Below are 20744 nucleotides of genomic sequence, written 5' to 3'. Positions count from 1 at the left end.
CCCGTATTTTAACACTTGAGGCGTGAAAAACAAAGATGACAACAGACGTTAAAAAATTAGTCGTTCATTATGTAGACAAAAAAGATGACGATACGCAAATTCACCTTCGCAATGACGAAATGATCATTAATGATAAAGTGGCTGTTTTTATCGAACAATTACACCATGCATTCACGGGCAAGCCAGGTAAAGGTTACTGTGCCTTTAGTGGCGAGAAAAACAGTATTGTTGCGTCATCAATGCAAAGTTACCGCAATAACGAGCTGGGCTTTTGGCATTTAACTGAGCAAGCATCTACCGTATTAAAAGAAGAGCTAGATAAATACGCATTTAACGAAACAGGCTACTTGGTATTTTGTCATTATCAGTACGTGGCTACGGACTACATGTTAATTGCTATGATTAATATCAAAGAGCATTACTCAATGACCTCTGAGCTTGATTTAGCAGCATCGCGTCATCTTGACATTTCTCGTATGCAATTAGCAGCACGTATAGATTTAACGGCTTGGGATACACAACCTGAGGATAATCGTTATATTTCGTTTATTAAAGGCAGAGCAGGGCGAAAAGTTGCTGATTTTTTCTTAGACTTTTTAGGCTGTGAAGAAGGTGTTGATCCTAAACAACAAAGCCAAGTTATGCTAAATGCAGTAGAAGATTACCTATCTGAGCAGCAGTTTGATAAATCAGAAAAAGACGATTTACGTAAGCAGGTTTTTGATTACTGTAACGATTGTGTAACGACCGGTGAAGAAGCAAGCGTAACCGAACTATCAGCGGCTATTTCAAAAGGCGATGACAGTCCGTTTGACAGCTTTTGCAAGGACCAAAGTTACGATTTAGAAGAAACGTTCCCAGTCGATAAAAAAACCGTGACCAGTATGGTTAAATTTTCAGGCTTAGGCGGCGGTGTGAGTGTAAGCTTTGAGCGCAAGCATTTAGGTGAGCGTGTAACCTACAACGAAGCAACAGATACGTTAGTAATTAAAGGTATTCCACCAAACCTTAAAGATCAACTGCAACGCTTTATGGAAAGTGAAGGCGAATAAGCCAAGCATTCCCACAATAAAGAGATTTAAAGCGTGATATTTATATCGCGCTTTTTTATTGCCTGTTACGCCAATAGTTAATTTAAAGCTATCTGCTAATTTTTCGCACCTTTTATTAAATTAAAGATTCAAATTGCACAAAGAGAAGAGAATGAGGAGCAAATGAGTAGACAAACAAATTTAAGCCGTATTTTCACTTCTCTAAAAGCGCAGCGTCTCTTAACCTCTTTGTGAATATTTTTTTCAGGATAAAAACCCGGTGTTCAAAAACTAGCAAACAGTGCGTTCAAAGGGGAAAGTTTGGCTTTGTTTTGTAAACGTAGAGCTTGCTCACGTTAGAAGCGCAGCTTCTTGTTACTGTATTTTGTTCTAAGTGAAAGCATTACTGATTTAAAACAAAAAAGCCCCGCTATTTAAAATAGCGGGGCTTTTAAATTAAGCGTTTATTTACTAATCAGCGCTTAACGTTTTTGTCATTGCAGAACTTGCACGACCAGCAGGTTTAATTGAACCTGGGCGTAAACCACTATCAGGGATAAGTTCACGTTTATCGTGAGCCATAGCCACTGGTACATGTTTTACTTCACTATCTGCTGCTGGAGCAGGTTGTGCCATTGGCGCACTTGCGTGTCCTTTAGTGATCACTGTTTTAGAATTTAAAGTTGCCTCAGCCGCTTTTTCAACTACTGGTGCTTCTTTAGCTTCCACAGGCGTCTCTGTAGTTTCAACCGGTACCACTTCAGCTTCTAAAGCTGGTTCTTCAGCTTTAACTGGCTCTTCAGCTTTAACTGGTTCTTCAGCTTTAACTGGCTCTTCAGCTTTAACTGGTTCTTCAGCTTTAACTGGCTCTTCAGCTTGCACTGGCTCTTCAGCTTTAACTGGTTCTTCAGCTTTAACTGGTTCTTCAGCTTTAACTGGTTCTTCAGCTTTTACTGGTTCTTCAGTTTGCACTGGTTCTTCAGCTTTCACTGGCTCTTCAGTTTGCACTGGCTCTTCAGCTTTTACTTGCTCTTGAGCAACTTCAACTTTAGCTAAATCTTCAACAGCAACGGCTTGTTCAACCTGTTCAGAAGCGTCAACAGCCGTTTCTTCAGATTTAGCCTTAAGTTCTGCTTCGTACTCTGCAGCAGCTTGGTCAGCAACCGGAACAAAAGCAGGCGCTTCATCAGATTTAGTTTCAGCACTTTCACCTTCAGGGCGGCGACGACGCTGACCTGATGCTCGAAGATGGCGAGGAGAACGACGCGAACGTGTACGCGTTTGCTCTTCTTCAGTTGCTACAGTTTCATCTTTCGACTCAACAGTCTCTACTTTTTCTTCTTTTACAGGTGCAGGCTTTTCAGCGGCTACTGGCTTTTCTTGAGCTTCAGGCTTTGCTTGAACCTGCGGCTTTTCTTCTACTGCAGCTGTTTCAACCGGAGTTTGTTCAGTTGCTTGTAGTTGCTCAGCGTTTTCGTCTTGAATACGTACTTTCTTACGAACGTTACGACGTTGACGACGAACCTTAGGCTTATGCTCTTTAGGTGCTTCTTCAGCATTCGTATCAGCATTTGCTTTTGCAGGCGCATCTGCTGCTTTAGCTTGATCTTTATCTGCTTTGTGCTCAGGGCGCTTACGAGAGTTAGAATTACGACGACGCTTGTTGCGGTTTTCGTTCTTTTCTTGGTTCTCGTTTGCTACCGGTGAATTAGTTTTTGTTTCTACTTCATCAGTATTGCGTTCTGTGCGCTGTTTAGAGCGTGGGTTATTGCGACGACGTTGATTGTTATTACGACGACGATTATCGTTTCCACGACGTTTATTATTACGTGCTTCTTCTTGCTGCTTTTCAACGGCTTCTTTTTTCTGCTCAGGTGTTTCGCTAGCAAAAATAGATTTAAACCAGTTAGCAATTGCAGTAAATAATCCCGCTTCTTCTTTAGCGGCTACCGCTGCAGGTTTAGCTGCTGGAGCCGGCGCTGCTTGTGGAGCAGGGCTTGAAGGCATAACAACACCTTTTAGCATAGGCTCTTCACGAACAGGTGCTGCAGGCGATTTTGACATTTCAAACGCTTCTGGTTCAGGCGCAACAACTTGCTCGTAACTTACTGTTTCAAGTGTTTCGTCTTTACGTAAGCGCATTACTTCGTAGTGTGGTGTTTCCATGTGTTGATTAGGAATAATCACTACATCACACTTGTGATGCTTTTCAATACGGTGAACACTACGGCGTTGTTCGTTTAACAAGTAGGCGGCAACAGCAACAGGTACTTGTGCATTTACTTGAGAAGTGTTGTCTTTAATTGCTTCTTCTTCAATTAAACGAAGGATAGACAGAGCAATAGACTCGTTAGAACGAACCGTACCTTGGCCACTACAACGAGGACACACACCTTGGCTTGCTTCACCTAATGAAGGGCGTAGGCGCTGACGCGACATTTCAAGTAAACCAAAGCGAGAAATTTTACCAATTTGTACACGAGCACGATCTGGGCGCGCAGCGTCTTTTAAGCGGTTTTCTACTTCACGCTGGTGACGTGGCGGTGTCATATCGATGAAATCTATAACAATCAAACCACCTAAGTCGCGTAAACGTAATTGGCGTGCAATTTCGTCAGCTGCTTCAAGGTTAGTATTAAGTGCTGTTTCTTCAATATCGCCGCCTTTTGTTGCTTTAGACGAGTTGATATCGATAGACGTAAGTGCTTCAGTAGGGTCAATAACAATTGAACCGCCTGATGGTAAACGCACTTCACGTTGGAACGCAGACTCAATTTGGCTTTCAATTTGGTAATGTGTAAATAACGGTGTGTCGCCTTGGTAAAGCTTAACGCGGCTCATAAAGTCAGGACGAAAACGCTCAATGTGCGCTTTAGCTTCTTCAAAAACACGTGGTTTATCAATTAAAATTTCGCCAATATCACGACGTAAGTAATCACGAATCGCACGGAAAATTACGTTGCTTTCTTGGTGGATTAAAAACGGCGCTTTAGCACTGTCGGCAGCTTGTCTAATAGCTTCCCAGTGAACTAATAACGCTTTTAAATCGTAATTTAATTCTTCAAACGATTTACCAACACCCGCAGTACGCACAATTAAGCCCATACCTTTAGGTAGTTCTAAACGGCTGAGTGCTTCTTTAAGTTCGGTACGCTCATCACCTTCAATACGGCGAGAAATACCGCCAGCACGAGGGTTATTAGGCATAAGTACCAAGTAACTACCAGCAACACTAATAAAAGTTGTTAACGCTGCGCCTTTTTGGCCACGTTCTTCTTTATCAACCTGAATTATTACTTCTTGGCCTTCTTTGATCACGTCACGAATATTCGGACGACCATTAAAGGTGTAACCAGCAGGGAAGTAAGTGCGGGCAATTTCTTTTAAAGGAAGGAAACCATGACGATCAGCACCGTAATCAACAAATGCTGCTTCTAAAGATGGTTCAATGCGTGTGATTTTGCCTTTATAAATATTGGCTTTTTTCTGTTCATGACCTGGGCTTTCTATATCTAAATCATATAGGCGCTGGCCATCAACCAGTGCTACGCGCATTTCTTCTTGCTGCGTTGCATTGATTAGCATACGTTTCATATTGTTACTCTATTAAATTATGTCGCTGACATGACGATGTTTTCTCGCCTGTTCAGTTGTTCCTATTTTTAGAATGTGCAGCCTCACGACTGGGTCTTTAACGGAACGGCTCTGTATTTTCGTAAGCAGTATTTTTTAAATGCTGGCAAACAATAGCGTACTAAACGCTATTAAATTCTTAATGGTGTTAAAACTGTCGGCTTTTCAGCTACGTCTACAAGTTTTACCCAGAAGTCGGCCTGTCATATCAATCTTATTAAATGTCATTCATATTAGGCGCGTAGGGCTCATTAAGTGGGTGAGCAATACAGTGTGATGTATCGCTAAATCCTGGTTTAAGAGCAAAATTCGCTGCCGATGTTAATGAATACTTATTTATTAGACTTTTTTAGTTCTAAATAAGCTGCTTTACGGTACTACAATAATTGAGCAGTTGCTGAACGGCGTTTTTTTACACCGTCACTATCAGACAAATTATCTGTTCATTGCTTTATCAATCGCATTAAAAACCACTTCATGTTCAAACTTAACCTGCAATATATTACGCGCATTGCTGTTAGTTGACCGCACGTGTTTACTAGGTATGTATAAAAGCTTTGGAAAACTTAACTCGGATCTGTATGATCGGCTACCCAGAATGTGCATCACGAATGTTTTAATGTGTTAAGTTAAAAAGCACCGTTGTTATTTGCAAATACTAAATATTTGCGCTGCTGATTATCCCACTATTATAACAGTGTTAGCAACTAAATTATTTTACTTAAATCAGTGATTAGGCAATGTCAGAAAAAACCGGCTTACAAGTATCTTTTGTCACGATCAACGAAGACCATTTAGGTCAGCGAATTGATAACTTTCTTATTACCCATTTAAAAGGGGTGCCTAAAAGCGCAATCTACAAAATTCTTAGAAAAGGCGAGGTGCGTGTAAATAAAAAACGCATTAAGCCAGTGTATAAATTACAGTTAGACGACGTTATTCGTATCCCACCTATAAAAGTGGCTGAGCGCGAAGAGTTTGTACCTTCAAAACTAGATAAAGTAACGCGCCTTGAAGACGATATTTTATTTGAAGACAAATACCTTATTGTTATAAATAAACCGTCGGGCATGGCAGTTCATGGCGGCAGTGGTTTAAGTTATGGCTTAATAGAAGCGCTACGCGTACTTCGCCCTGAAGAGCGTAACCTTGAGCTAGTGCACAGGCTTGACCGCGATACATCGGGGTGTTTACTTATTTCAAAACGTCGATCTGTTTTAACATCGTTGCACGAGCAACTTCGTGAAAAAACCATGGAAAAAAACTACTGGGCATTAGTTGACGGGCAGTGGGATGGTAAAACTAAAAATGTAACCGAAGGCCTGCGCAAAAATACACTCAAATCGGGCGAGCGCGTTGTACGTGTTGACAACGTTGAAGGCAAACCGTCGCATACTCGTTTTAAAGTACTAGAGCGTTTTAACGAATGCTCATTAGTACAAGCGTCGCCAGTAACAGGGCGAACGCATCAAATTCGCGTACACACACAATGTAAAGGGCATCCAATTGCATGCGACGATAAATATGGTGACCAAGCGTTTGACGCAGGAATGCGCAAAGTAGGTTTAAATCGCTTATTTTTACACGCCCACGATTTAAGTTTTTATCACCCTAAAAACGAAACCACCATGCGCGTTGAGGCACCCCTTGATAAAGCGCTATCAAGCTGTTTAATAAAACTTAGAGCACAGAAAGAGTGACGATAATAGGCGTTTAAAAGTAAAAATTTAAACGCGTAAATTTTAATATAATAAAAATCTACGCGTTTGACTCATTCCATTAAATTTTAAAAAATAATGCTCAATACACAAAATAAAAACACATTTTAGCAAGGTATGTTAATAATACTCCTAGTACATGAAACCCCATTGTGATCTGTTGAACAAACGGTTGTTTTTACTTTTTTAAGACACATACCAGCACCTGATGAATCACCGGGGTCTCCGACAGTACCACCTCCAGGGGTTATTATTTCTACTCCTTCACTGTTTCTTTCTATGAAGTCACGTAAACAATTAGAAATTAACGTACCTGATAAATCAACAGTTGGCGCGAACAACATATTCATCCTTATTCCATCAATCGTTGATACACCACGATTTAATTTATAACTTAACGCTAATTTACGGTCTCCATTTAAGTCAATTTCACCATGATACTTGACTTCAAAATTTAGCATGTTGTTAGTGTCTTCATAAACTTTAGTTACAAAATTACCAATTTCATTATGCTGTAAACTGATTTGGAATCCTAAACCGCCTTTGCTTAGAGTCAGCCCCCCGCCTGTAAAATCAGCATCCTCAAAAAAGTCAAACCAAGCCGCCCCAGCTAATTTTTCTGTTATTTTTGAAGTTAACCAATCATGTATCTCATTTTTGGTACGAAGATTGTCAAAGTAACCAGTAGGATGGCTTGTACAGCTATTATCATTGGAACTAAAATTTAATTGAGCAAATAGTTGAGTTGAGTTAAAAGTTGTGGTGCCCACACTTGATACTGCATTTTTAAAATCTTGGTCTATAGTATAAAACTCATGTAATAAATCACTTTCTGCAGAAGACAGCGATAAGTCTTTGACTGTTGATCTGTAGCCGTAATCAGGTGTTGTAGATGAAATGTTTGTGGTTTTTACATTAAATTTAAAAGCGTTTTTAGTTCTTGCGTTTGCAATTATTAAATCGGTTGATGAGGTATCACAAATGAAGAAAGAACTGCCGAATTCAATTTGTTCTCCATTTACAGGTTCCCAACGACAATTAGGAAGTTTGGGATGTTTTTTAGCAATTACAACCGCTTTATCATAATCGCAAGAGTCGCAAGCATAAACGTCTACTGTTGCAGCGAGGCTAAAGCTACTAAAAGTGAGTGAAAAAAGTATAAATATCCATTTCATTATTTTGTTCCATTTTGTTTAATTTTCACTCAAATCAACTTATCATCAACAATAAGGTCGGTAAAGTATGAGTTGGTAATTTTTCAACGTTACTTTAAATAATTATTTACTGTTTTTATTAATGTATTTAGTTTGTAGGCTCAATACATCAACATTAAACTCAGCTAATAATTGGCTGAGTTTAATGAGTGGTAAACCAATTAAACTATTAGGATCGTCACCGCTTAGTTTTTCAAATAAACAAATGCCGAGTCCTTCACTTTTAAAGCTACCCGCACAGTTATAAGGCTGTTCTGCATCGCAGTATGCGCTAATTTGTGCTGTTGTTAGTGTTTTAAAGGTCACATTAAATGGCTCAACAACACTTTTGCTTTGCCCACTTTGAATATCAAAAACACATAATCCCGTTAAAAAAGTTACGGTTTGTCCACTAAATAAGCTTAATTGTTTTACAGCGTTTTCTTTAGTGTGCGGCTTACCTAAAATTTGGTCATTAAACACAGCCACTTGATCAGAGCCAATAACTAAACCTTCGTTAAAATGTTTAATAGCTTCAGCAGCTTTAAGTTCACTTAAACGCTTAACTAACTCATTGGGTGTTTCGTTTTCAAGGGCTGATTCGTCAACATCGGGCGAAAAGGTTTCAAACGGTAAATTAAATTTTTGTAATAAAGACTGCCTAAAAGGCGAGCTTGAGGCTAAAATAAGCGAGTGCTTCATGAATGGTTTTCCTAAGATAAATCAGATTGAGTTAGGATAAATCAGATCCGTGAGTAAAACACGTGAAAAACCTAGTAAAAATGGTTTTTTACTTTGACTAACAAACTAACTATCTATATGATGCAGCCCCTATGCAAAAGGTAAAAATTCCCTTCACTCTTCATCCTGGGAAAGCAGCGCAACACCGTTTATCATACGATGGTATTGTACCGCTTGAAAAACTGACTCGTTTACGAGGTGTTGTACAGGAAGAAGTAGGTGAAATAGCGGTAAAAATTCAGTGCAAAAACGATGAGCAAGGTTTAGTTGTGATTAGCGGCAATTTGTCCACACACGTTACTGTAACTTGTCAACGTTGTAATGATGATTTAGGGTTGGATTTGGATCAAGACTTTATGTATTCGCCAATTGGTTTGGATGCTGAGTCGGATGATCTTCCAGAAGACTACGATGAAGTAGCGCTTGATGAAAACGGTGAAATTAACGTGTTTGAGTTAATCGAAGACGAACTAATTTTAGCGGTGCCATTAGTGCCTACACACAACGAAGCTTCGTGCAATTACTCGTCAAAGCCTGCCAGCTTTGGTGTATTAAAAGCGGAAGATGATAAACCAAATCCATTTGATATTTTGAAACAACTTAAGAAAGATTCTTAGGAGAAGACTAATGGCTGTACAAAAAAGCAAAAAGTCTCGTGCAAGACGCGGCATGCGCCGTTCACACGATGCGATCAACGGTCCAACTTTAACAGTTGACCAAACTTCAGGTGAGACTCATCGTCGTCACCATGTAACTGCTGACGGTTACTACAAAGGCGTTCAAGTAATTTCTAACTAAGAGATTGCTTTGATGCTGAATAATCTAACCATAGCGTTAGATATGATGGGGGGCGATTACGGCCCCCGTTCATCTATTCCTGCTGCTGTTAGTGCAGTAAACGCTCACGCCAACCTTACACTTATACTGTGTGGTAACGAGCAAGTTATATCTAAAGAACTCGAATCCCTCGATTCTTTATCTCATCCAAGACTCATAATTCGTCACTGTAGTGAAATAGTCACCAATGCCTGCGAACCTGCTGTTGCTGTTCGTTCTAAAAAAGATTCCTCAATGCGCGTTGCCCTTGATTTAGTTAAATCAGGCGAGGCTCAAGCCTGTGTAAGTTCAGGTAATACTGGCGCATTATTTTTTATGGCGCATTACGTATTAAAAATGTTACCCGGTGTAAAACGTCCCGCACTTATTTCATCGGTACCTACAGAGCGTAAAAATCCAGTTTATTTGCTCGACCTAGGCGCCAACGTACATTGCGATAGCGAAATACTCTACCAATTTGGCTTAATGGGCTCAGTGGTTGCTGGCCAAGCGCTTGGCTGCGATAACCCACGGGTAAGTTTGCTAAACATTGGTGCCGAAGACATAAAAGGTCACGACGACATAAAACATGCCGCACAATTAATGCAGCAAAGTCCGCATATAAATTATATTGGCTACAGTGAAGGCAGCGATATTTTTACAGGCAAGGCCGACGTTATCGTATGTGAAGGGTTCGTTGGCAACGTTGCCCTTAAAACCTGTGAAGGCATAGCCAAACTTATCATGAATAAGTTCTCAAAAGCCCTCGAAAAACACCTTTTATATAAATGTATGGCGTTTATGCTAAGCCCAATCATAAAAAAACTCTATAAAAGGGTGAACCCCGACCAGTATAACGGTGCTTCTCTGGTAGGATTGCGCGGTATTGTCGTTAAAAGCCATGGAAATGCCTCAGCTAAAGCATTTCAAGCAGCAATCGATGAAGCGGTAAAAGAAGTTGAACGCCAACTTCCCACTAAAATAGCCGCTATTTTCGAAAAAACACATTCTAAAGACACGGTGGCCAATCAGTAAATTGATGTGCCGTGTATTTCATTATTTATTTGTTTAATTAAAAAGAGCAAAGTATGGCACAAAAAATTGCACTTCTATTCCCAGGTCAAGGTTCGCAAAGCGTAGGTATGTTACAAGCGCTCCTAGAAACCTCCGACATTGTAAAATCAACGTTTGCAGAAGCATCAACCGCATTGGGATACGACTTAGCAGCGTTAGTTCTTAACGGTCCAGAAGAAAAACTAAACGAAACCCACCGAACTCAACCTGCATTATTAACCGCAAGTGTTGCGATTTATCGCGACTGGTTAGCTAAAAACTCAGACGCCGATGTTGTCATGGCCGGGCACAGCTTAGGTGAATATTCAGCACTGGTATGCAGTAACGTAATTAGTTTAAGCGAAGCTGTAAAATTAGTAGAAAACCGTGGCTTGTACATGCAAGAAGCCGTACCTGCAGGTGTGGGATCTATGGCGGCTATTATTGGTTTAGGCGACGACGAAATTAAAGCGGCGTGTGCAGCATCGGCGCAAGGCGAAGTTGTATCGCCAGTTAACTACAATTCACCAGGTCAAGTTGTAATAGCCGGGCATAAAGCGGCAGTAGATAGAGCCTCAGTAGCCTGTAAAGAAGCGGGCGCAAAACGCGCATTACCGCTATCGGTTAGTGTGCCTTCGCACTGCGAACTGATGAAGCCGGCAGCAGAAAAACTGGCGAATGATTTAGCCGCTTTAACATTTAATACACCTAAGTGTGATGTAATCAATAATGTAGATGTAAAAGCAGAAAGTTCAGCTAACGCGATTAAAGATGCACTTGTACGCCAATTATACAGCCCAGTACGCTGGACAGAAACCGTGCAAGCATTAGTAGCGCAAGGTGTAACGCAAAGCTACGAATTTGGTCCGGGTAAAGTATTAACAGGCCTGGCAAAACGAATTGATAAAGCAATGGTATGTGGCTCAGTAAACGACGCCGCTTCAATTGATACAGCTAAATAAGAGTAAAAAAATGTCTAACTTATTTTCTTTAGAGGGCAAAGTTGTCCTAATTACAGGCGCAAGCCGTGGTATTGGTAAAGCAATTGCAACTATGCTGGTTGCACAAGGCGCAAAAGTTGCTGGTACAGCAACAAGCGAGTCAGGTGCAGCTAACATTAGTGACTATTTAGGTGATAACGGTAAAGGTTATGCATTAAACGTCACCGATCCTGCTTCAATTGAGGCTACTTTGGCAGCAATAAAAGCCGACTTAGGTGATATTGACGTACTAGTAAATAACGCAGGTATAACGCGCGACAATTTACTTATGCGAATGAAAGAAGCCGAGTGGGACGATATTATCGACACCAACCTAAGCTCTATTTTCCGTTTGTCTAAGGCAGTGTTACGCCCAATGATGAAGAAAAAGAACGGCCGTATCATTAATATTGGTTCGGTAGTAGGCACTATGGGTAATGCAGGGCAAGCTAACTACGCTGCGGCTAAAGCAGGTGTTATTGGTTTTTCTAAATCATTAGCACGCGAAGTTGCCTCACGCGGTATTACAGTGAACGTAATTGCACCGGGTTTTATCCAAACAGATATGACCAACGAGCTAACCGATGACCAAAAAGCAGCCACTTTAGCCAATGTGCCAGCGGGTCGTTTAGGTCAGCCTGACGAAATTGCAGCTGCAGTGTGTTATTTAGCATCTGACGCTGCTGCGTATGTATCAGGTGAAACTTTGCATGTAAATGGCGCGATGTATATGGTTTAATAACCATATAGCCATTACAAAAGTAAAATTAAGTTGGCATAATTCACTAAAAAACATTGAATTATTTGTGAACTTGCTTTAAACATACTTGAAATTGCTATTAAAATAAGCGATAACAGGGAAAACACACACTCAGAGGTTTGACCAGACAATTATTTACGGTCAAATCATTGAATCAGAGAATTATGCGGCGTAAACTACCCCGCAATCTGAAAATAACGCATTGGCGTTTTAATAAAGGAAAGAAGAATGAGCGATATCCAAGAACGCGTAAAAAAAATTATCATTGAACAACTAGGTGTTAAAGAAGAAGAAGTTAAAAACGAATCTTCTTTCGTAGATGACCTAGGTGCAGATTCTCTTGATACTGTAGAACTAGTAATGGCTCTTGAAGAAGAGTTTGACACTGAGATCCCAGATGAAGAAGCTGAAAAGATCACTACAGTTCAAAGCGCAATCGATTACGTAACAGCTCACGCTGAGTAATCAATTGTATATTAAAGGCAGCATTCGCTGCCTTTAATCTATGTATTCAAACCACCTCAAAGTTCATGATTCAAAAATCAAACCTTAACTCCCCAAATTTAACTAACATTAATTTTGTTTGCGTTATGTGTTGTCAAACAAGTTTGAGACTCGCACTTTGAGGTTGCTTGGGTATGATGATCCCCTTGTGAATCTAATTGGATTAAAAAACCATTTAAAAATTAAAATGGTTAAAATTTTAATAAAATTATAAATATCCCTTATTGGAGGCAAACCGTGGCTAAACGTCGTGTCGTCGTAACTGGCTTAGGAATGTTGACGCCGCTAGGCAATGATGTTCAATCAACCTGGCAAGGCTTATTAGATGCTAAAAGTGGTATACAAACAATAACACACTTTGACACATCAAAATTTGGAACAAAGTTCGCTGGTTTAATCAACGACTTTGATGCATCGGCTTATATGCCACCAAAAGATGCAAAAAAAATGGATTTATTTATCCAATATGGTTTAGCAGCGGGTGTTCAAGCCTTTAAAGATTCAGGCCTAGAAATCACAGAAGAAAACGCAACGCGCATTGGTGTTGCTGTTGGCTCTGGTATTGGCGGCCTAACGCTAATTGAAGAAAACCACGTTAAGTTACTTAACAGTGGCCCACGTAAGCTATCTCCATTTTATGTGCCTTCTACCATTATTAATATGATCTCGGGTCATTTATCAATAATGTACGGACTACGTGGCCCTAACATTTCAATTGTAACTGCGTGTACGACAGGTTTACATAACATTGGCCATGCAGCACGTATGATTGCCTACGGCGATGCCGACGCAATGGTTGCTGGCGGTGCCGAAAAAGCGTGTACACCTATAGGTATGGGTGGCTTTAACGCGGCACGCGCATTATCAACACGTAACGACGACCCACAAGCAGCGTCGCGCCCGTGGGATAAAGACCGTGACGGTTTTGTACTTTCTGATGGTGCTGGTGTTGTAGTTGTTGAAGAATACGAACACGCAAAAGCACGTGGCGCAAACATTTATGCCGAGCTAGTTGGTTTTGGTATGAGTGGCGATGCATTCCATATGACATCTCCACCAGAAGACGGTGCAGGCGCAGCCCTTGCAATGGAAAACGCATTAAAAGATGCGCAAGTAAATGCAGAGCAAGTAGGCTACATAAACGCTCACGGTACATCGACCAACGCTGGCGATAAAGCCGAAACTGCCGCCGTTAAATCTATTTTTGGTGATGCTGCAAAAGACGTAATGGTTGGCTCGTCTAAATCGATGATGGGTCACTTACTGGGTGCAGCGGGCTCAGTTGAATCAATCGTGTCGATATTGTCGCTAAAAGATCAAAAAGTGTCGCCTACTATCAACCTTGATAACCCAGATGAAGCCTGTGACCTAGATTACATTGCGCATACAGCACGCGATGCAAAACTAGATTATTCACTGTGTAACTCATTTGGCTTTGGTGGTACTAATGGCTCGTTGCTATTTAAAAAGGTATAATCTTTTTTAACAACGAACCACTTTATAAGAGCTCAGTTGTTTAACTGGGCTTTTTTTATATGCAAAAAATAATAAATAATACGCAAACAATCATAAATGCCAGCCAATCAAACGCCGTTAGCATAACCGACAGAGGCTTAAACTATGGCGATGGTTTTTTTACAACAGCAAAAATTGTAAATGGGCAAGTTGAATATTGGCACTACCACAAAGCCCGCTTAGCTGAATGTGCTGAGCGATTAGCCTTTCCTGAACTCGACTTTAGCCCTTTAGAGCAACACATACACAATCAAGTAAAACAAAAGCAAACGGGCGTGTTAAAAATACTCGTAACACGCGGTGAAGGCGGGCGTGGATATAACTTACCGAGCGAATGTAATTTAACAATTGTAGTAAGCGTGCTTGAATACCCTGCAAACTATAATGCGCTTGCAGAGCAGGGTGTTAGCCTTGGAATAAGCCCAATAAAATTAGCGGCGCAGCCTTTACTTGCGGGGCTAAAAACCCTAAATAGGTTAGAACAAGTACTCATTAAAAAAGCCATGCAAACGCAAAACTGCGACGACGTACTTGTGCTCGACTACAACAACCAGGTAATTGAAGCCTCAGCAGCTAATATATTTGCCATTAAACACGGTAAAGTATTTACACCAAAGCTCAATGAATGCGGTATAAAGGGCGTTTATCTGCAAGCGTTATGTGATAAATTAACGGTTGAGTTTAAACACATTACAGTAAACGATTTAACCATGGCCGATGCTGTATTTGTATGCAACAGCTTAATGCATGCAGTACCTGTTAATCGCATAGAGCAACAGTGCTTTAATGTAGCGCACAGCAACGCATTGCTAACTAATTTATTAGCCAAGGAGGCTTAGTGTTAAAAGTTATTTTATCAGTCGCTTTTTTAGCGATCATTAGCACAGCTATTGGCTATCAGCAATTGCAGGCAACCCTACAAAGCCCGCTAAATATAAGCGAAAGCACGCAATTTGAGGTAAAAAAGGGCACCGGTTTTAATAAATTATGCCAGCAATGGCAAGCAAAAAACTGGGTTGAAAGCTGTTGGCGTTACCAAGTTATTGCAAAGCTAGACCCCACACTAACCGATTTAAAAGCCGGGCTTTACGAGCTTTCAAATACCAGTGTTATTAATAACATAAAAAAATAAACCAAGGTCAACAAATCAGCTTTAGCTTTACCATTATTGAAGGCCAAGCGCTGCGCGATGTATTAGCAAATATTAAAAATGCGCCTAATTTAAATAACGATCTAAAGTTAGACGAGTTAGGTAAGCAAATTATAAATGAAGATACATTGTTAGAAGGCTGGTTATTTCCAGATACTTACCACTACCAGCATAACGATACCGCAAGCAGTGTATTAAAACGCGCCGCACAAACCATGCAACAAACACTAAGCGATGCATGGCAAAAACGCGCTAACAATTTACCTTACAACACCGCGTACGAGGCACTAATAATGGCCTCAATTATTGAAAAAGAAACCGCAGTAGCCAGCGAGCGCCCGTTAATTGCTTCGGTTTTTGTTAATCGGTTAAACACAAAAATGCGCCTTCAAACCGATCCAACCGTAATATATGGACTGGGTGAAAACTTTGACGGCGATATTAAATACAAAGATTTACGCAATCACACGCCATACAATACCTACCGTATTGATGGATTACCGCCAACGCCAATAGCTATGCCATCAAAAGAAGCTATTTTAGCTGCGGTAAACCCGCCACAAAGCGACTATGTTTACTTTGTAGCAAAAGGCGATGGCAGCCACCAATTTTCTACCACGTTAAAACAACATAACGCGGCAGTTAAAACCTATATTTTAAATAAAAAGAATTAACGTGTTTATGAAACCAAAATTTATAGTAGTAGAAGGCCTAGAAGGCGCGGGTAAATCAACCGCTATTTCACTTTGCCAAGACTTTTTAAACAAAAAACAAATAGAATACATTAACGTACGCGAACCTGGCGGCACGCCATTGGCCGAGTCGTTACGTACATTAGTAAAAGCCGAACACGAAGAAGAAATAGCCTTCGAAACCGAGCTGCTTATTATGTACGCCGCACGTTCGCAGCTAATGCATAACGTAATAAACCCTGCGCTTGAGAAAGGTAAATGGATATTAGCCGACCGTCACGACTTATCGTCGCAGGCGTATCAAGGCGGCGGGCGCGGTATTAGCTCAAATACACTAGCGTCGTTATCGTCTATGGTATTAAAAGGCCTAAAGCCCGACTTAACCATTTATCTCGACATAGACCCAGTAATTGGCCTTGAACGTGCTAAAGGGCGAGGTGAACTTGATCGAATAGAGCAAGAGGCCATTGAGTTTTTTCAGCGTACACGCATGCGCTACCTAGAGCTTGCAAGCGACGACAACTCTATTAAAACCGTAGATGCCAATCAAGAAATTGATAAAGTGCATCGCGATATCACAAATGTATTACGTACTTTTTTTGAAGAGCTAAAATAACATGTCTCTACCTTGGCTATATGAAACACAGCAACACTTAGCACAAAGCTTTCGTGGTCAGCGTTTTCATCATGCCCAATTGTTTTGTGGGCCTGTGGGGGTAGGTAAGTTTGCCTTAAGTGACGAGCTAGCCAATGCCTTGTTATGCCAAAATATTACCCAGCAAACAGCCGCACCAAACAGTATTTTAGCGCCATGTGGGCAATGTAAAAGCTGCTCCCTTAACCTTGCGGGTACACACCCCGACAAGCGCATAACCCAGGTAGACGGCCAAAGCATTGGCGTAGACGACATACGCGCCATTAGCGATTTTATGAACCACTCAGCGGCGCAAAATGGCAACAAAGTAGTGGTAATAGAAAACTGCGAAAAAATGACCATGGCAGCGGCTAACGCCTTGTTAAAAACGCTTGAAGAACCAAGCAATAGCCGGTTTTTAATATTAACCACAAGCCAACCTGCGCAATTGCCAGCCACTATTTTAAGCCGATGCGCTAAAACCGACGTAAAGGTAACAAGTACACAACTAGCGCAGCAATGGCTTGAGTCGTTACAAATACAAAATTACCCTTGGCTACCGCTTTTTTATAGCCAGCCATTACAAGTAAAACAGTGGCAAGAGCAAAACCAGTTACAAAATATAGATATCCTTTATAAGTTTGCAACTGAGTTTAAACAAAGCCATAATTTCAAAGCGTTAGTCGATATAATAAATAAACAACCGGAGCTGGTTCGTATATTTACCTTATTTTTAAGCGAGCAATTAAAACAGCAATTATTACAAGGTATGAGCTTTGAAGCGTATCAAGAAGCGCAGCAAGCACTCAGCGAATTTTTGCAAAATAACACCAAAATTCTCGGCCTTAATTTACCGCTCGCCGTATCGCGATTAGCGTACATTTTACGTAATAAATAAAAGGATTAACCATGCAAGAGCTATTAGTAGATATAGACGACCTAGACGAGTTATATCGCTGTTACATGCCTTACTTAAAAAAAGGCGGCTTATTTGTGCGTACTAACATGCGTTACGAAGTAGGGCACTCGCTGGCGTTACGTGTAACCCTTCCCGACGCACTAGAAGACGACATAGTCACTGGCAAGGTTGCGTGGATCACCCCGCAGGGCGCACAAAGCTCAAACCCGCCAGGGATTGGTATTAGCTTTTTAGACGACAAAACAAACCTAAACGCCAAGATCGAAAAACTACTGGGGACTATGTTAAACTCCGGTAATCCAACTTACACCATGTAGTAAAAAACAGGCCCAATTTTGATTGTAGATTCGCATTGCCATTTAGACCGTCTTGATTTTGATAAACTCGATTTAAACCTAGACCAAGTGCTAGACCAAGCACGCGCCAAACAGGTTGAACACTTTTTATGTGTAAGCGTTACGCTTGACCAGTTCCCAAGTATGCTTGATAAAATTAAGCACTACGACGATGTATCGGCCTCGTGTGGCGTACATCCGCTCGATCAAAAAGACGCACTTAACAAACAGCAATTAATTGATTTAGCGTCACACAATAAAGTAGTTGCCATAGGCGAAACGGGGCTTGATTACTACTACGCAAAAGACACACATGCTGTGCAGCAAGCCAGTTTTGTAGGTCATATTGACGTAGCAAACGAACTACAAAAGCCGCTAATTATTCATACACGCGACGCCCGTGCCGACACCATTAACCTAATGCGCGAGCACAATGCCGAAAACTGTGGCGGCGTTCTGCATTGTTTTACAGAAGACTGGGACATGGCTAAAAAAGCCATCGATATGGGCTTTTATATTTCTATTTCAGGCATTGTAACGTTTAAAAATGCAGTAGAGCTTAAAGACGTGGTAAAGAAAATCCCACTCGACCGACTACTAATAGAAACCGATTCGCCGTATTTAGCACCCGTACCGCACCGTGGGCAAACTAATCAGCCAGCTTACGTGCAAGATGTTGCGTATTACATTAGTGAGTTAAAAGGCATTAGCTTTAACGAGCTAGCTAAAGCCACCACCGATAACTTTTACTCGCTATTTAAATTAGCAGCTAAAGGCTAATAATATGACAACTCACGCGGCGCAACTTCCTATGTTACTTATGGGGCCAATGGTGCGCCGCGCTGAGCAAACAGGCGTGTGCATAGTATTTGCAACGTCAACCCCCGCACAGAGCCAAATTAATATACTCAATACGCAAAGTGTCAGCGAGCAACAAACCATTACACTAGGCGAACGCCTTTATTTACACTTTGTAGTTGTAAAACCGGCAAGTACACCTTTTGCGCTCGACACTTTACTAGCGTATCAATTAATAATAAATGGCAATGAGGTTGACCTATCAGCTTGGGCTTACAGCAACCAAGTAACTCCAGCATTTGTTATACCCAATAAACTAAATAGCATATTACATGGCTCGTGCCGAAACGCGCATCATCCCGCAAAAGACAGCCTAGTCACCTCAAGCCAATGGCAAAACACTCAGCGCAGCCAAAATACGCCCGGCGCACAATTATTGCTGTTAAGCGGCGACCAAGTTTACGCCGACGATGTAGCAGGGCCTATGTTATTGGTTATTCATCAGCTTATTGAAAAGCTAGGTATTTATAAAGAGCAACCTATGGCGTTGCCTCTGCCTAACAAAATTGATGAACAGCTATACAACAGGCACCATTTTTTACCCAAAACCCCGTGGCAAAAGCGCTCAAAACTGGGTGTGGGTTATTGGCTTAAAAAAGACGAGCCGCATTTTTCAAGCGTAAAAGCATTTAACCACCTTATTCACTTTGAAGAATTTATAGCGCTTTATTTACTTAATTTAAGCGCCGCTGCCTGGCAATGTGTTGATTTACAAAACGTGCAATACACCGGGCAAAACCCAGAGCATCAGCGTATTTTTAATGCCGAAAAATCGGCGTTACTTGGCTATGCTAAAGGGCTGAATGAAGTAGAAAGATTATTTGCTAATGTGTCTACGTTAATGATGTTTGACGATCACGACGTAACCGACGATTGGAACCTCACCGCAGGGTGGGAGCAAGCCATTAACCAAAACCCAAGCAGTAAACGTATAATTAATAATGGGCTTATTAGTTACTGGATGTTTCAAGGTATGGGTAACGACGCGCTAACAAAAACAAGCACGCTAATACCGCCATTTAAACAAAGCTTAAGCGCTAATAACCAATGGCAATTTAAAGCGTTTGATAAACCCCTAAACGAATTTAACCACTGGCATTACGAGTTAACTACAACACCTAAAGTTGTGGTGCTCGACACCCGCACACACCGCTGGCGTAACGAAAGTAATTTTAACGAGCCATCAGGCCTCCTCGATTGGGAACGCCTTACAGAGCTTGAAGAAAGCCTACTCAGTCACGATAAAGTCATTATAGTATCGCCCGCTCCAGTATTTGGTGTTAAATCAATAGAAGCCATTCAAGCGGCTTTTAATATATGCGGCCAGCCACTGATGGTTGATGTAGAAAACTGGATGGCCCACGAAGGCTCGGCTAAAAAACTACTCGACACCTTTAGACGCACCGACACCCCAAACGAAACCCTTATTTTATCGGGCGATGTTCATTACTCGTTTTGTTTTTCGGTGCAAAAGCGCTTTGGCGATCATCCAAACAGAATATGGCAGCTCACCGCAAGCGGGATAAAAAACGAATTCCCGCGGAAGTTAATAAATGTACTAGACAAACTGGACTCTATTTTATACGGCCCCAAAAGCCCGCTTAACTTCTTCACCAAACGCTGGCACATGGAAGTAGACAAACACCAAACCCTAGGTGAAGGCCAAAAGTATTTAGTAAGCGACTCCGCAATAAGCCTAATAACGTTAGATAACGGCGACTTATCCCGCTATCAACTTATCCACGGCGACGGCCACACCACCGAATTCGACCTAGAACACAAATAAAGCCCGGCATTGCCTTTATTGTAGACGTAGAGCTTGCTCACGTTAAAAGCGCAGCTTTTAGTAAAAGATCAATTGTACAAAGAGAAGAAAAAGAGGAGTAAATGAGAACCCATTAAAAATGGGGGTATTACCGGTCTACTTCTTAAATCATTAGATCACTTCTCTAAAGCGGAGCGTCTCTTAACCTCTTTGTGAAAAATTAACTAAAACCATTTGCACAAAGAGAAGAAAATGAGGAGTAAATGAGAAGACAATAAAACAGTAATTAGGATCTATTTACTTAATCACTAGCTCACTTCTCTAAAGCCGGGGACTCTTAACCTCCTTTTTAAAAATAAATAAAAAACAATGGTTTATAAATTAAATCGCTTTATACCATCAGTGAGTTTTATAGTGTTAAAGTTTATTAGAAGCCCAGCCCCAATC

General features: G+C 41.1%; 18 protein-coding genes and 1 pseudogene. 16 read left to right on the top strand and 3 right to left on the bottom strand.

Annotated elements, in window-relative coordinates; genetic code table 11:
• Positions 1-35 precede the first annotated feature (35 nt).
• A complete protein-coding gene (gene yejK / locus P20480_RS17010; RefSeq protein ID WP_006794655.1) occupies positions 36-1052 on the top strand; it encodes a nucleoid-associated protein YejK in 1017 nt (338 codons plus the stop codon).
• A gap of 450 nt (positions 1053-1502) precedes the next feature.
• Here yejK and rne read toward each other — a convergent pair whose 3' ends face one another.
• The gene (gene rne, locus P20480_RS17015; protein WP_008126344.1) at positions 1503-4625 is read right to left on the bottom strand and encodes a ribonuclease E; all 3123 of its coding nucleotides are present in this window, start codon (positions 4623-4625) and stop codon (positions 1503-1505) included.
• A gap of 779 nt (positions 4626-5404) precedes the next feature.
• Between rne and rluC the strand changes: the two genes are divergently transcribed.
• Positions 5405-6364 carry a 23S rRNA pseudouridine(955/2504/2580) synthase RluC gene (gene rluC / locus P20480_RS17020; RefSeq protein WP_008126342.1) on the top strand — a complete coding sequence of 320 codons (960 nt, stop codon included), beginning with the start codon at positions 5405-5407 and terminating at the stop codon, positions 6362-6364.
• Positions 6365-6489: 125 nt separating this feature from the next.
• On the opposite strand, the gene P20480_RS17025 is transcribed toward rluC, so the two are convergent.
• Together P20480_RS17025 and P20480_RS17030 are read right to left on the bottom strand one after the other, a co-directional pair.
• Entirely contained in the window at positions 6490-7557 is a 1068-nt protein-coding gene (locus tag P20480_RS17025) for a hypothetical protein (protein ID WP_008126341.1), read from the bottom strand.
• A gap of 102 nt (positions 7558-7659) precedes the next feature.
• Positions 7660-8277, bottom strand: coding sequence for a Maf family protein (locus P20480_RS17030; protein WP_008126339.1), 618 nt, complete (start codon positions 8275-8277; stop codon positions 7660-7662).
• Between the two features lie 131 nt (positions 8278-8408).
• Here P20480_RS17030 and yceD point away from each other — a divergent pair, with 131 nt between their 5' ends.
• The 14 genes and pseudogenes from yceD (at position 8409) to P20480_RS17095 (ending at position 20318) form a co-directional block, all read left to right on the top strand.
• Complete coding sequence (gene yceD, locus P20480_RS17035) at positions 8409-8933, top strand: 23S rRNA accumulation protein YceD (protein ID WP_008126337.1); 525 nt, start codon at positions 8409-8411, stop codon at positions 8931-8933.
• A gap of 10 nt (positions 8934-8943) precedes the next feature.
• On the top strand, positions 8944-9114 hold the full coding sequence (rpmF, locus tag P20480_RS17040) for a 50S ribosomal protein L32 (protein ID WP_004587686.1): 171 nt from the start codon (positions 8944-8946) through the stop codon (positions 9112-9114).
• A gap of 12 nt (positions 9115-9126) precedes the next feature.
• Positions 9127-10167: a phosphate acyltransferase PlsX gene (gene plsX, locus P20480_RS17045; protein WP_006792307.1), complete on the top strand. Its 1041-nt coding sequence runs from the start codon at positions 9127-9129 to the stop codon at positions 10165-10167.
• 53 nt (positions 10168-10220) lie between these two features.
• On the top strand, positions 10221-11147 hold the full coding sequence (gene fabD, locus P20480_RS17050; protein WP_008126332.1) for an ACP S-malonyltransferase: 927 nt from the start codon (positions 10221-10223) through the stop codon (positions 11145-11147).
• 10 nt (positions 11148-11157) lie between these two features.
• Positions 11158-11904: a 3-oxoacyl-ACP reductase FabG gene (fabG, locus tag P20480_RS17055; protein ID WP_006792305.1), complete on the top strand. Its 747-nt coding sequence runs from the start codon at positions 11158-11160 to the stop codon at positions 11902-11904.
• 249 nt (positions 11905-12153) lie between these two features.
• Positions 12154-12390, top strand: coding sequence for an acyl carrier protein (gene acpP / locus P20480_RS17060; RefSeq protein ID WP_006792304.1), 237 nt, complete (start codon positions 12154-12156; stop codon positions 12388-12390).
• Between the two features lie 276 nt (positions 12391-12666).
• Positions 12667-13905, top strand: a complete 1239-nt coding sequence (gene fabF, locus P20480_RS17065) for a beta-ketoacyl-ACP synthase II (protein WP_008126328.1) — start codon at positions 12667-12669, stop codon at positions 13903-13905.
• Between the two features lie 59 nt (positions 13906-13964).
• Positions 13965-14783, top strand: coding sequence for an aminodeoxychorismate lyase (gene pabC, locus P20480_RS17070; RefSeq protein ID WP_008126324.1), 819 nt, complete (start codon positions 13965-13967; stop codon positions 14781-14783).
• Positions 14783-15768, top strand: a pseudogene (gene mltG / locus P20480_RS17430) (endolytic transglycosylase MltG). Before pabC ends, mltG begins: the two are co-directional and overlap by 1 nt.
• Before the next feature lie 7 nt (positions 15769-15775).
• Positions 15776-16402: a dTMP kinase gene (tmk, locus tag P20480_RS17075; protein ID WP_008126318.1), complete on the top strand. Its 627-nt coding sequence runs from the start codon at positions 15776-15778 to the stop codon at positions 16400-16402.
• 1 nt (position 16403) lies between these two features.
• Positions 16404-17318 (top strand): DNA polymerase III subunit, encoded by a 915-nt coding sequence (locus P20480_RS17080; protein WP_008126316.1) that lies wholly within the window; start codon positions 16404-16406, stop codon positions 17316-17318.
• A gap of 11 nt (positions 17319-17329) precedes the next feature.
• Positions 17330-17656 carry a PilZ domain-containing protein gene (locus P20480_RS17085; RefSeq protein ID WP_006792298.1) on the top strand — a complete coding sequence of 109 codons (327 nt, stop codon included), beginning with the start codon at positions 17330-17332 and terminating at the stop codon, positions 17654-17656.
• 18 nt (positions 17657-17674) lie between these two features.
• On the top strand, positions 17675-18454 hold the full coding sequence (locus tag P20480_RS17090) for a TatD family hydrolase (protein ID WP_008126310.1): 780 nt from the start codon (positions 17675-17677) through the stop codon (positions 18452-18454).
• Positions 18455-18458: 4 nt separating this feature from the next.
• Positions 18459-20318 (top strand): alkaline phosphatase D family protein, encoded by a 1860-nt coding sequence (locus tag P20480_RS17095; protein ID WP_008126309.1) that lies wholly within the window; start codon positions 18459-18461, stop codon positions 20316-20318.
• Positions 20319-20744: the final 426 nt, after the last annotated feature.

This window comes from Pseudoalteromonas sp. BSi20480, from assembly GCF_000241365.1.
Lineage (GTDB): Bacteria > Pseudomonadota > Gammaproteobacteria > Enterobacterales > Alteromonadaceae > Pseudoalteromonas > Pseudoalteromonas marina.
Note: the sequence above shows the minus strand (reverse complement) of the source record. Positions and strands in the feature narration are given on the sequence as shown.